This is a genomic window from Pseudophaeobacter sp. 1A09344 (assembly GCF_041008745.1).
Taxonomy (GTDB): domain Bacteria; phylum Pseudomonadota; class Alphaproteobacteria; order Rhodobacterales; family Rhodobacteraceae; genus Phycobacter; species Phycobacter gallaeciensis_A.
The window spans coordinates 303,000-315,901 of the sequence record NZ_JAXGFS010000002.1 but is presented as its reverse complement, the minus strand read 5'-3'; the positions used below and the strand labels follow the sequence as shown (position 1 = coordinate 315,901).

The window sequence follows — 12,902 nt, the reverse complement described above, 5'->3', positions numbered from 1 at the left end:
CTCCATGTCAAAAATCACTGTTTTCAAAGCAAAAAAAATCATCACTCAGGATCTGAACAATCCGGTAGCGACCCATGTCGCGGTGCAGGACGGCAAAATTCTGGCCGTTGGCGATGCCGATTGCGCGCAGCAATGGGGCTCGGTTGAACGTGATGACAGCCTTAGCGGGGCGGTCCTGATGCCCGGTTTTGTCGAAGGTCATGCCCATATGATGGCGGGGGCGATGTGGAACTATGCCTATGCCGGATATCACGACCGGATCGACCCCGACGGGCGTATGTGGTCGGGCATGACGGACATTGGCGAGGTGATTTTCGGCCTCACGGAGTACGCCGGATCTCTGGGTGAGGACGCGCCACTGATCGGCTGGGGATTTGATCCGATTTTCCTGCCCACCGAGCGGCTGAACCGGCACCATCTGGATGAGATCAGCACCACCCGCCCGATTGCCATCATCTATTCCAATTTCCACCTGATGTGCGTGAACTCAAAGGCGCTGGAACTGGCGGGATACAGCCGGGAGACCAATGCCGAGGGGGTTCTAAAGGGTCCCGACGGCAGCCCGACCGGCGAGTTGCAGGAGATGGCAGCAATGTTCCCAGTAATGCGTCGGCTTGGCATCGATTTCCGCAGCTTGGCCCAGCAGGCGCCATCGATCCAGACCTATGGTGAGGTCGCCAAACGCGCGGGCGTCACCACCATCGCCGATCTCTTCTCTACCATGGAAGACAGCGATCTGGATGTCATGCTCGAGGTGACGGGCGCACCGGATTTCCCGGTTCGCATCGTGCCAGCGCAAGGCGCAATGGGGGCGACGCCCGAACAGATCGCCGCCCGTGCCAAAGATCTGCGCGCCCGCTCCACCGACAAGCTGCGCCTTGGGGCGGTCAAGCTGATGACCGATGGCTCGATCCAGGGCTGGACCGCGCGGGTGAAATGGCCCGGCTACGTGGGCGGGCAGCCCAATGGCATCTGGAACACCGCACCCGATCAGGTCTACGCCCTGTGCGAGGTAATGCAGCGTGAAGGCGTGCAGATGCATATTCACGTCAACGGCGACGAAGCTTCTGAGGTCGCAATTGATGCCATCGAGGCGGCTCTGCGCCGGGCGCCGGGGCAGGGGCATCGCCATGTGCTGCAACATTGCCAGATGATGGGGCGTGATCAGTTCGAACGCTGCGCGGAGCTGGGGATCTGCACCAATATCTTTGCCAATCATATCTGGTACTTCGGCGATCAGCACGCGGCTGCAACCATTGGTGAGGATCGCGCCACGCGGATGGATGCCTGCCGGACCGCGCTGGACGCAGGTGTGCATATGACGATCCATTCCGATGCGCCGGTAACGCCGCTGGCGCCGCTGTTCACCGCATGGTGCGCCGTCAATCGCCAGACCATGAGCGGCCGGACCCTGGGCGCGGCGCAACAGATCACCGTGGAAGAGGCCCTGCACGCGATCACCCTTGGCGCGGCCTATACTCTGCGCCTCGATGATGAGATCGGTAGTATCGAGACTGGCAAGAAAGCCGATTTCGCAGTGCTGGGGGAGGATCCGACCGCGGTGGACCCGATGGCGCTGAAGGACGTGCCGGTTCTGGGCACAGTGTCGGGCGGTCAGGTGCATCTGCTGTGACCCGCCATGATTGACAGCCGCCTGCCAATGACCGTGATCGGGGGGTACCTCGGCGCGGGCAAGACCACGCTGATCAACCGCCTTCTGTCGGCGCCGCATGGCCAGCGTCTGATGGTTCTGGTCAATGATTTCGGCGCCATCAATATCGATGCCGAACTGCTGCACAGCGCCGATGAGGACACGCTGACCCTGACCAATGGCTGCGTCTGCTGCACCATGGGGGCGGATCTTTTCATGGCGATTGCCGATGTGCTGGACCGCACTCCGCGCCCGGATCATCTGATCATCGAGGCCAGCGGCATTGCTGATCCGCAAAAGATTGCCAATGCCGCCGTGGCAGAGCCAGAGATGCGTTTTGGCGGCATCGTGACCGTGGTCGATGCGGGCAGCTATCAGAGCCTTTCCAGCGATACATTGATCGGCCCGCAGATCCGTGATCAGGTGGCCTGCGCTGATCTGGTGCTGGTCAGCAAGACCGAAGAAATACCGGCGGCTGTGGCCCTTGGGCTGGCCGCCGACAGCCGGTCGGCCCCGGTTCTGCTGAGTGAGGCAGGCCATGTGGCCGAACTACTGCTGTTGCAGCCGGATCCGGGAGGTAAACCGCGGCGGGGGACAAGGCCCCACCCGGATTACATGCATTGGCATCACAGCGCGGATATTGCCCTCAACCGGGAGGAACTTGCCCGGATCGTTGAGACCCGCCCACCCGGCTTGTTCCGGATCAAGGGGTTCGTGCGTGGCAGGCCGGGGCGGGGCTGGCTTATTCAGGTGGTTGGGCAGGACGTTAGCATTACTCCGGCTGACGTGCCCGGTGACACGCATCTGGTCGGGATCGGCCTCTCCGCTCAGGTCACGGTGCAGGACTGTGAGGTATGGTGGCAGGGGGCAGAGCAGCTCTCTGCGGCACCTGTCAAGGCGGATTGAGGTCGATCAAGGACAGCGCAGCCCGCCCCTAGTATTCCTGTATCCACATTCGGTTCATAGTCAGCGAATGCGGATACGGGCATGCGATAGGAGGCGGCTGCAATGACGCTTTTCAAAGATCGAACAGATGCGGGGCAGGCCCTTGCGGCCGAACTGTCTGGCAAAGGGTATCAAGACCCGGTGATCCTTGCGCTGCCGCGCGGCGGCGTTCCGGTAGCGGCCGAAGTTGCCCGCGCGCTGAATGCCCCGGTGGATCTGATCATGGTCCGCAAGATCGGTGCCCCGGAACAGCCCGAACTCGCTGTGGCAGCGGTGGTGAATGGCTCTGATCCAAAGATCGTCACCAACCCGGAAATCGCCAGATCCTTTGGACTTGCCGCGGCGGATATCAAACGGATGTCCCGGCCCCGGCTGGAGGAAATTAGGCGCCGCCGGGAGGTCTATCTGAAAGGACGCAAGCAGGTGCCGCTCAGGGGGCGGACGGCGATTGTCGTGGATGATGGCATCGCCACCGGCGCGACGGTCCGGGCTTCGCTGCGGGCTGTGCGTGCGCGCAAACCGGCGCGGCTGGTGCTGGCGGTGCCGGTGGCGCCGCGCGATGTCGCCGAGAGTTTGCGCGACGAAGTGGATGAGCTGATCTGTCTGAAAATGCCTTTTCCTTTCGGTTCAATTGGGCGCTTCTACAGCGATTTTTCGCAGACCTCGGATGGAGAGGTCGTCCGCCTTCTGGATGCGGCGGCCAAGGCAGCCTCCGCAGAAACGCCCTGAGACAGGGCCAAGGCAACGCGTCCGGTGGTCCCTTCAAGGATCGTGTCTGCCCGCGTTTTCACCCAAGGCTTGTGTCTGGGCACTGGCGGGGTGATCGCAAGTATGCCACCTTTCCCGCACCCATGCTGAACCAAATCAGGAGCTTGCATGTCTGATACGGCACTGTCGCCCGATGAACTGAGACGGGTCTGCGATCCGACGGAGTTCGAGTTTGCAACCACCGCCGATCTTGAGCCGCTTGAAGGGCCGCTGGGGCAGGGCCGGGGAATGGAGGCGATCCGCCTGTCGGCGCAGATGAAACACCGCCGGTTCAATCTTTATGTGCAAGGCCCACGGGGCAGTGGCCGTAAATCCGCCGTGCTGCGCGTGTTGGAGGAAGAGGCCGCCAGCCGCCCCATTCCAAAGGACTGGGTCTATGTGCAGAACTTTGAGGACGCCGATCAGCCCAACGCCATTTGTCTGCCGCGTGGGCAGGGCGTGCGGCTGCGCAACGCGATGGCCCGGCTGCTTGAGGAGTTGGCCAATCATATCCCGGCGCTGCTGGTGTCCGAAGACTACCAGAACAAGCGGATGGCGCTGGAGCAGGATTACAATGCGCGGCGCGAGGAGGCCTTTGATGCACTGCGTCAGAAGGCCGAAGCCAGAAATGTCGCGATCCTGAGTACGCCGATGGGGTTTTCCCTGGCCGCAAAACGCGACGATGAGATCGTCAAACCGGAGGTGATCGAAAAGCTGCCCGAAGAAGAGCGGATACAGATCCGCGACGCGGTTGCGGAAATTCAGAGCGAGCTGGAGGATTTCCTTCTGGACCAGCCCGAACTGGAGCGGGAACAGCGCGATGCGTTGACCCGGCTCAATGCGGAAATGGCGCGGATCGCAGTGGATGCCGCCGTCGACAGGGCCTGTCGCGGTTTTGTCGAGATCGACGAGCTTGGTCCGTATTTCACGGCCCTGCGGGATGATCTGGTGGCCCATGCGGATCTGTTCCTGTCACTGGACCTGGGGCGCTCCAAGGCGCCGTTTCCCGCCGGGCTGGCTGCCCTGCGCGAGGATCCGCAGTTTCACCGCTATCATGTCAATGTTGTGGTGACCCATGAGGGAGATGCGGACCGGGCGCCGGTAGTTGAGGAAAGCCTGCCGACGCTGGCCAATCTGACCGGGCAGATCGACTACATGGCGATGCAGGGTGTGCTGGTCACCGATTTTACCCAGATCAAACCGGGGGCATTGCATCGGGCAAACGGGGGCTTTCTGGTGCTGGACGCCCGCCGGGTGCTGGCGGAACCCCTGGCCTGGGATGCGCTGAAACGCTGTTTGGAAACAGAGGCGGTCCATGTGATCACCCCGGGTGAACGGCTGGGGCTGATTTCGACCACCACGATGAAACCCGAACCGATCCCGCTGGATGTGCGGGTTGTGCTGGTTGGGGATCGTATGCTGCACATGCTGCTGGCGGAATACGATCCGGATTTTGACAAGTTCTTCCGCGTGACCGCTGATTTTGGGCCTGACATGGTGCGCGATGCGGACAGTATTGCGCTGTTTGCCCGCCGGGTTGCGGCGCTGGTGAAGGAAGAGGCGCTGCGCCCGGTGACCGCTGATGGTGTGGCGGCGCTGATCGATGCCGCTTCGCGCGCCTCGGCGGATCAGGAAAAGCTGAGCCTTCGGATCGAGACCTTGTGGGATATCCTGCGTGAAGGCAATCACTACGCCCGCCAGGAGGGCGCTGAGGCCATTTCGGCAAAACATGTAAATGGCGCCATAACTGCCGCCGAAGAACGCCGTGGTCTGATCCGCGACCGGATGCGCGAGATGATCGCGCGGGAGCAGATCCTGATTTCCACTCGGGGCAGTGAAATCGGTCAGATCAACGGGCTGACCGTTTCGGCGCTGGGCGAAGAAAGCTTTGGCGCGCCGGTGCGGATCACCGCCCGCGTTCGCGTAGGGTCCGGACGTGTTGTTGATATTGAGCGCGAGGCCAAGCTGGGCGGTCCGATCCATTCCAAGGCGGTGCTGATCCTCTCTGGCTATCTGGCGGCGCGCTATGTACCGGACGCACCCCTGTCGCTTTGGGCCAGCCTCGTTTTCGAGCAAAGTTATGGCGGCGTCGAAGGCGACAGCGCGTCTTTGGCAGAGCTCTGCGCCCTGATGTCGGCCCTTGCCGAGGTGCCAATCTCACAGTCCTTTGCGGTGACCGGATCGGTGAACCAGATGGGCGATGTGCAACCCATTGGCGGCGTGAATGAGAAGATCGAAGGGTTTTTCGAGGTCTGCCGTACCGAGGGGCTGACAGGCCGTCAGGGAGTGCTGATCCCACGCAGCAATGTGGAGAACCTCATGTTGAAACCCGAGGTGGTGGAGGCGGTGCGCGCCGGGCAGTTCCAGATCCACGCGGTCAGCCATGTGGATGAGGCCATCGAACAGCTGACCGGCCTGCCTGCCGGGCTGCGCGATCTGCACGGTGCCTTTGAAGACGGGTCGGTCAATGCCAATATCGAGGTCAAGCTTTTGGATTTCGCACAGACGCGCGCTGCCATGGGTGGATCATACGAGGCGCCGAACTCTCCGGATCCAGAGGACTGATCCCGGAAGGTCAGGACGCGCTACGCGTCATTTCCATTGCATTTCGGCCCCGGTCAGGGAAATCAGCAACGTATCCTGCGGCATCTGGCCAAGGCCTTCGAACATCTTGATATAATTGAGGTTCGAGTGAATTTCGGCAATCTTGTCGTCTTTAATCCGGAACATCATCTGGCCGTCAAAATCAAAAGGCGGGCGTGTGGGGTGTTTCGTGACAGCTACCGTGAAACAGGTGATTACCCAGTCGCCTAGCTCTTCGAAGACGGAAAAGGACACCTCTGGTGTGCATTCAAGGCGCGCTTTCAGGGCCGAGACGATATCGATGGACCTGAAATCCTTGTCTGCCAGATTGGACACCGGGCCACTCGCCTTTGCACCGGTTGAAAACATCTCGTCCTGTATTTGGTCGTTGTTCCGGTACCAGATTTCCTCGAACCAAAACCGCACCAACTCTGCCTTGCTTCCCACCAGTTATTCACCTGTTTAGAGTTCCCGTTTGGCGGGATTTTATGCCGTGTTTACGACCGCCGTCGAGAGCATGAATACGTCGGTCGCGACCTGTGTCAAAAAGGCCAAAATCGAGCGGGTTGGCTGCCCTGTGGTTATACTGGGCAGGCGCGGACTGAGCTGCTAGCCTGATCGAGGCCTCGGGTTTCAATCGCAAATGCGGGGCACAGCGGGACAGGGATCGGGGAATCCGGGTGCAATTGAGGAGTTGCGCAGCCTGCCGCGCGTCGGGAGGGGAAACGATGAAACACGCTGAGCAACAGGCAGATGTCATTATCGTCGGGGCGGGGCTGGCCGGACTGGTGGCCGCCGCCGAACTGGCGGACCGGGGCAAGACGGTCATGATCGTCGATCAGGAACCTGAAGGTTTTCTTGGCGGGCAGGCCTTCTGGTCGCTGGGCGGGCTGATGTTGATCGACAGCCCCGAACAGCGCCGCATGGGGATCCGTGACAGCCGTGAATTGGCCTATTCTGACTGGATGGGCAGCGCTGGTTTCGACCGTGACGAAGACCTCTGGCCGCACAAATGGGCCGAAAGCTATATCGATTTTGCGGCCGGTGAGATGCGGCCGTGGTTGCATGACATGGGCATGCGCTGGTTTCCCATCGTCGGCTGGGCCGAGCGGGGCGGCTCCTTTGCTTCGGGGCATGGCAATTCGGTGCCACGGTTCCATCTGACCTGGGGCGTGGGTCCCGGCACGCAGGAGCCGTTCGAGCGCCGCGTCAGGGAGCATGAAAAGGCGGGGCGTATCAACCTGAAGTTCCGCCACCGCTGTTCACATCTGCTGATGCAGAACGGCGCCTGCACGGGCATCAGCGGCGAGGTTCTTGCCGAAGACACCAGCGCCCGCGGGCAGAAGACCAACCGCGAGGTGATTGACGATTTTGAACTGCGCGCCGCCAGCGTGGTGGTGGCCTCGGGCGGGATCGGTGGCAACCTGGAACTGGTGCGCAAGGCCTGGCCGACGGACCGGCTGGGGGCCGCGCCAAAACACATGATCGCAGGCGTTCCCGCCCATGTGGACGGCCGTATGGTCGCGATCACCCAGCAGGCCGGTGGCCATGTGATCAACGCCGACCGCATGTGGCATTACACCGAAGGCGTGAAGAACTGGGATCCGATCTGGCCGAACCATGGCATCCGGATCCTGCCGGGACCTTCCTCAATGTGGTTCGATGCGACCGGCAACCGTTTCGCGCCGCCTGCCATGCCGGGCTTCGACAGTCTTGGCACGCTGAAGGCCATTCTGGCCACGGGCTATGATTATTCCTGGTTCATCACCACGCAGAAAATCATCAAAAAGGAATTTGCATTATCCGGATCAGAGCAGAACCCGGACCTTGCCTCCAAAAGCTGGAAACAGGTCCTAAAACAGCGACTTTTGAACAAGAAGGCGACCCCCAACGTGGAAGCCTTCAAGGAGCACGGAGAGGATTTTGTCGTTGCTGACCGGCTGGAAGATCTGATCGCCAGGATGAATGCACTGCAAGGGAACAGCCTGCTGGATGCCGGAAAAATACGGGCCGAAATCACTGCCCGGGACGCGCAGATCGACAACCCGTTCTCAAAAGACGCCCAGATGATGGCGATCCACGCGGCCCGCAATTATCGCGGCGACAGGCTGATGCGCACGGCAAAGCCGCACCGGATCCTGGATCCCGACAACGGTCCGCTGATCGGGGTCCGGCTTAACATCATTACGCGCAAGACGCTGGGCGGTCTTCAGACCGATCTGAATGGGCAACTGGTCGATGCCAATGGCAAGACCATTCCCGGCCTTTTCGCCGCGGGGGAGGTCGCCGGGTTCGGCGGCGGTGGCTATCATGGCTATAACGCGCTCGAGGGCACGTTTCTGGGCGGCTGTATTTTTTCGGGCCGCCAAGTGGGACGGGCGGACAGCATTGCCTTATGACCGGGATTAGTCCTCTAAGTAATTCGCCAGATAGGAATCCAGCAGGGTGAGAAACTCCTGCGCGTAGATATCCGCGTTTTCTGGGTTGGACTGAGCCGCGATCATATCCTCCATGGCAACCGCGATCTGCAGTACCGTCTGGGCCACCACCTTTGGATCGCCACCATGAAACCCGTCCTGACCGCGTTTCCAGCGCATTTCCATCAGTTCGGTGGTGTATTCACGTTCTCGGTCTCGGGCAGCGACTGCTGGGCGGGCCGAGACGAAATACATCAGCAGCAAACGGTAGTAAGGATTGTTCCTAACGTAGTCTCTCTGGGTTAGGATGATGTGATGCAACCTGTCGCGCCAGCCCGGTCTTGTCTCGGTGTTTTCCAGCGTCTCCAGAACCTTGTCCCGCAGTTCCTGCGCGCTTTGGAGGTAGAGCTCGCGCAAAACCTGATTCACATCGGAGAAATAGCGGTAAATGGAGCTGACCGGGATCCCGGCATGAGTGGCAATCTGTGTGGTCGTGATCGTTTGCACCGGATGATCTGACAAGAGATCTGCCGTAGCGGTCAGAATGATGTGGATCCGCTGGACAGCGCGGGCCTGTTTCGGCGTGTTCCGTGTTTTCAGCGGACCAAAGACCATGGGTGTTTGTGCGGACGGGGTCATCTTACAGTCTCAGCAGTTGGGCCAGGGCGGCTGCCGAATGGCCTTGCTTTGGCGTCGGCGCGGCCTCTTGGGCTTTGATCAGGTCGTAAAGGGCACTGTTGATGGGCGCCGGACAGTCGGCAGCTGCGGCCAAGCGCAGGATTTCGCCGGTGATCGCATCGATTTCGGTGGGCCTGCCCGCGGCCAGATCGACGGCCATGGAGGTCATCGACGCCGGATCGAGTTTCTGAAGCCGCAGCAATGTCCTATTGAACAGCGCGTCGGGCAAACGCAGCAACCATTGCACCAGCCGCGGGGAGAGGGGACCGACGGTCTGCCAGGTAACCCCTGCTTCGTCATAGACCCGGAGCGCTTCGCGCAGCGTGGCCGCGTATATCCGGCGGTACCCCGATTGGCAGAGCATGGCATGAAGTGGCAGGCCGCTGAGGGCATTGATCGGATTGATCAGGTTCAACAGCAGCTTGCCGTATTGAATGGGCTTCAGCGCATCCTGCAGCTCTGCCGGGGCGCCGGTGGCCGCGATGATCTCGGCAAGGGCAGTGCTGACTGGGGTGCGTTCCAACTTCAGCTGCCCGGCGCTGGACCGATGCAGGTGGTTGCCGGATGCCCAGACTACATTGAAGGGCACCATACCGGCGATGACCGGATGAGCGGGAAGGGCGGCACCCAGCTGCTCCACCGCGGACACTCCGTTCAGCAGGCAGAGGATTGGCGTTCCTTCGGCGGCGTAGGCGCGGATCTCTTCGATCGCCCGCTCCAGCCCGATGGATTTGAGCGTCAGCACGATAAGATCGGCCTCTGACAAGGCCTCGGGGCTGTCGTGCAGGTCCAGAAGCGACAAGTCAGTGTCCGCCGCCGTGCCGCCGGTCAGTCGCAGCGGTCCGGCACCGATCTGTGCCCAAGTGGCGTCGCGTCCGATCAGGCCTATACGCCCGCCCGCCGCCTGCACGGCCGCTGCCCAATGCGCGCCGAGGAAACACCCGATCGCTCCGGCGCCCAGAAAGACAACTCTGCGGGGTGTCACGTTCAATCGAGCGTTCTCCAGACCGAGGCCAGGTCAGACAGTGGAATAAGAAATGGATAGCGCGCTCTGCCCCCTGACGCGCCGTGCGGCAGTTCTACAATCATTCACCGTTCCGCGGAAATATTTTCCCGTTTTGCGGTAAAATATTGGTTCATAGGCTGATGTGATGCTGCGCAAACGCCCGATTCGCCGAGGTTCAGAGCAATTTCACGGCACTGCGGAGGCCATGACTGCCGGTAAACTTTGGACAGTTCATTGGTGTGCTGGGCGTCAGCGCAGGTTGGCGATGTTTTCCACCAGCGAAGTGCAGGCATCTGCGATATGCGCCCGGGTCAGTTCCGCAGCGAGGGCAGCATCGCCGGTGCTGCAGGCCTCAAGAATGGCAAGATGCTCTTCATGGGCGCGCTGCATGCCGTTGGATAGCACCAGCTGTGCGCGCAAATATCTGTCGACCCGGTCCATGGCATTGTCGATCACATCGAGATGATATTGCAGGCCGCTGGCCGCGTAGAGCTGCGAATGGAAATCCCGATTCAGCTGACCCCAGGTCAGGGGATCGTCCGATGCGGAAAACGCTTCCAGACATTGGCGGGCCTGCTCCAGGACCTCTGGCGTCATCTGCGGGACCGCGCGGCGGATCACTTCGGGTTCGATGAGCGCCCGCAGATCAAAAATCTCCTGTGCCTCTTCGGGGGAGAGGCCAGACACAACCGCGCCCTTGTACCGCTGGGTCTTGACCAGTCCCTGTTCCTCAAGCCGCGAGATCGCCTCGCGGACCGGGATCCGGCTGGTGTTGAACAGCCCGGCGATTTCATCCTGCCGCAGCGGTTCGCCCTCTTTCAGGTCACCTTCGATGATGGCCTTGCGCAGGGCTTCGAAAACGATCGACGAGGCCGAGGCGGTTTTCGAGATATCGACGGGGTTCAGCTTCATTCGGTTTGGCTCCTCCTGAAGCCTTGATAGGATCTTTTGCGGGTTCTGCAAAGGTTTGGCCGCAATTATCCGCTGCAGACCCAGGACAGGTCGCGCGCGGAAATCGCTTGCAGAGGCAAGCAGGGAGGAAAGGCGGTGGAGGGACGTGCCTGCCTTTTACGGGCGGTCCGTGCCAAAACCAGCGGTCGTGAAGCTGCCTGTCAGGGCGGCGGAGGCGGTCTGCGGAGTGGTGGCCGCGCGGCTAGCCATCCGTTCAAGGTTCACGATGGTCGAGAGCATGATCCGATCATGGCTCCAGTCGGCAGGGCGTTGCAGCAACAGCGCTGTTGTCATCACCGCAGCAACCATCAGGCCCGAGATGACGGCCCAGCCCAGCGGGCTGGCTTTTGCGCTCTGGCCGGCGGTCACGGCGAGCAGGCGGCGCTCCAGCGCTGATGCGCCACGAGCTGTTTCGCGGCGATCCACCAGGGCCACCGCAGGGCTGCGGCGGGCAAACAGTACCGGGTCCTTGGCCGCATGGGCGCAGGCGCGGATCAGGCATTCGCAATAGGCGCGCAGATCGAAATGAGGCCGTGCCATCATCGCCTGATCGCAGGCAAATTCACGCAGCAGCCGCACTTCGCGGCGCCACAGGTAAAAGGCGGGATTCCAGAACAGCAGCGGTCGCAGCGCATCGAGGAGAAATTCGCATTCGATGTCGCGCTGCCGGAAGTGCTGCAATTCATGTGCGACGGTCAGGCGCAGATCCTGCGGATCCTCCAGCAGGGCGGTCGGCAGAACGACGTAGCGCGTAAAAAGACTGCGGGTGGAATAGGCGACGCGGGCCTGATCCGACAACAGCAGCCGCACGCTGCCGATGCGCTTCCAGGCAAAGGCCTGCCGCAGGCTGCTCCGCAGGCGCAGGACCGACACCGCCAATTGCGCCGTGCAGAAGGCCGCGCCAACGGCCAAAGCGGCCAGCGTCGCCTGTGCCCAGAGAGGTCGATCGCTGGTCAGGGTGCGAACCAGATTCTCGCGCAGGCCCAGAAGATCCTCGAACCGGGTTGCGCTCATCCCGACATGACCCTGCAGATATTGCGCAACCAGAAGGTCCGACAGATTGGGCGGATGGGCAAAGACCAGGCTGGTCAGCGCCAATACCAGCAGCGGAGACAGCGCGAGCAGCAGCGTCACCGTGTTCAACAGCTGCAATTGCGGACGGTAGGTTGAGCCGAAAGCGCTGCGGGACAGCAGTTTTCGCGCGACCAGCCAGAGCGCCGCGCCCGCAAACAGCAGCAGGTTCAGATCAAGATAGGCATTCAGTAGAGCATCAGGTTGCATTGTCCCCCAGCCTTTCCTCCAGAAGCGCTCTCATCTCTTCGAGCATTTCGTCGGTCACGTCCTCATCATCGACAAGCCGGGCAACAAGGGCGGCCGGGGCTCCGTTGAAGAGTTTGCTCGAAAGGTTTTTCAGAGATGTTTTCTGGTACTCTGCCTTGGGAACAGCGGGGCGGTAGACCAGCGACCGGTCGGCCCGTTCACTGGTAAGAAAACCCTTCTGCTCCATGATTTTCAGGACCGTTGCGACCGAGGTATAGGCGCGTTCCTGCACCTTGTTCAGCTCGGCCAGAATATCGCGCACGGTGCCGCCGCCGGTTTCCCAGACCACGGTCATGAACTCCAGTTCCACTTCGGTGAGGAGCGATTTGTCCTGTTTCTTTCGCATGCGCGCAGTTGCCTGATCCATTTTGGTCTTCCGCTTATGCTAGGGGAAAGGGGGAGGGGTTGAAAACTATTTTTTTAGCAGAGGCCAGGTACGCAGATTTCTGGTTGCCCGACCTCGCGGTGCAGAGACCTCTGTACACCAGCAGAAAATGCCCGATTTGCTGAGAAGGCCTTGAGGGGCAGATCTGCCTCTCAAGGCCGTTTTCAAGGGTATTGAAGGCGTGCGCGTCAAGGACAAGCCGCCTTTGGCGGGGCCTTC

11 protein-coding genes are annotated in these 12,902 nt (G+C 61.2%); 5 read left to right on the top strand and 6 right to left on the bottom strand.

Going from position 1 to position 12,902, the window contains the following annotated elements; all coding sequences use genetic code 11:
* Positions 1–4 precede the first annotated feature (4 nt).
* The 4 genes from SM765_RS04715 (at position 5) to SM765_RS04700 (ending at position 5,908) form a co-directional block, all read left to right on the top strand.
* Entirely contained in the window at positions 5–1,633 is a 1,629-nt protein-coding gene (locus SM765_RS04715; RefSeq protein WP_274837329.1) for an amidohydrolase, read from the top strand.
* 6 nt (positions 1,634–1,639) lie between these two features.
* Positions 1,640–2,557 (top strand): CobW family GTP-binding protein, encoded by a 918-nt coding sequence (locus tag SM765_RS04710; protein WP_274838995.1) that lies wholly within the window; start codon positions 1,640–1,642, stop codon positions 2,555–2,557.
* A 102-nt stretch (positions 2,558–2,659) separates the two neighbouring features.
* Positions 2,660–3,325, top strand: a complete 666-nt coding sequence (locus SM765_RS04705) for a phosphoribosyltransferase (protein WP_274837331.1) — start codon at positions 2,660–2,662, stop codon at positions 3,323–3,325.
* A gap of 147 nt (positions 3,326–3,472) precedes the next feature.
* Complete coding sequence (locus SM765_RS04700) at positions 3,473–5,908, top strand: Lon protease family protein (protein WP_274837332.1); 2,436 nt, start codon at positions 3,473–3,475, stop codon at positions 5,906–5,908.
* A 27-nt stretch (positions 5,909–5,935) separates the two neighbouring features.
* On the opposite strand, the gene SM765_RS04695 is transcribed toward SM765_RS04700, so the two are convergent.
* The gene (locus SM765_RS04695; protein ID WP_065271232.1) at positions 5,936–6,373 is read right to left on the bottom strand and encodes a nuclear transport factor 2 family protein; all 438 of its coding nucleotides are present in this window, start codon (positions 6,371–6,373) and stop codon (positions 5,936–5,938) included.
* A 281-nt stretch (positions 6,374–6,654) separates the two neighbouring features.
* Here SM765_RS04695 and SM765_RS04690 point away from each other — a divergent pair, with 281 nt between their 5' ends.
* On the top strand, positions 6,655–8,325 hold the full coding sequence (locus tag SM765_RS04690) for an FAD-binding dehydrogenase (protein ID WP_274837333.1): 1,671 nt from the start codon (positions 6,655–6,657) through the stop codon (positions 8,323–8,325).
* 6 nt (positions 8,326–8,331) lie between these two features.
* Here the strand turns inward: SM765_RS04690 and SM765_RS04685 are convergent, their stop codons facing one another.
* From SM765_RS04685 to SM765_RS04665, 5 genes are all read right to left on the bottom strand, one after another.
* Positions 8,332–8,982 (bottom strand): TetR/AcrR family transcriptional regulator, encoded by a 651-nt coding sequence (locus tag SM765_RS04685; protein WP_274834830.1) that lies wholly within the window; start codon positions 8,980–8,982, stop codon positions 8,332–8,334.
* A 1-nt stretch (position 8,983) separates the two neighbouring features.
* On the bottom strand, positions 8,984–10,006 hold the full coding sequence (locus tag SM765_RS04680) for a 2-dehydropantoate 2-reductase (protein ID WP_274837491.1): 1,023 nt from the start codon (positions 10,004–10,006) through the stop codon (positions 8,984–8,986).
* A 270-nt stretch (positions 10,007–10,276) separates the two neighbouring features.
* The gene (locus SM765_RS04675) at positions 10,277–10,939 is read right to left on the bottom strand and encodes a GntR family transcriptional regulator (protein WP_065271228.1); all 663 of its coding nucleotides are present in this window, start codon (positions 10,937–10,939) and stop codon (positions 10,277–10,279) included.
* Between the two features lie 156 nt (positions 10,940–11,095).
* Positions 11,096–12,259 carry a M56 family metallopeptidase gene (locus SM765_RS04670; RefSeq protein ID WP_065271227.1) on the bottom strand — a complete coding sequence of 388 codons (1,164 nt, stop codon included), beginning with the start codon at positions 12,257–12,259 and terminating at the stop codon, positions 11,096–11,098.
* Positions 12,249–12,644 carry a BlaI/MecI/CopY family transcriptional regulator gene (locus tag SM765_RS04665; RefSeq protein ID WP_274829675.1) on the bottom strand — a complete coding sequence of 132 codons (396 nt, stop codon included), beginning with the start codon at positions 12,642–12,644 and terminating at the stop codon, positions 12,249–12,251. The genes SM765_RS04670 and SM765_RS04665 overlap by 11 nt, the downstream gene beginning before the upstream one ends.
* Between the last annotated feature and the right edge of the window lie 258 nt (positions 12,645–12,902).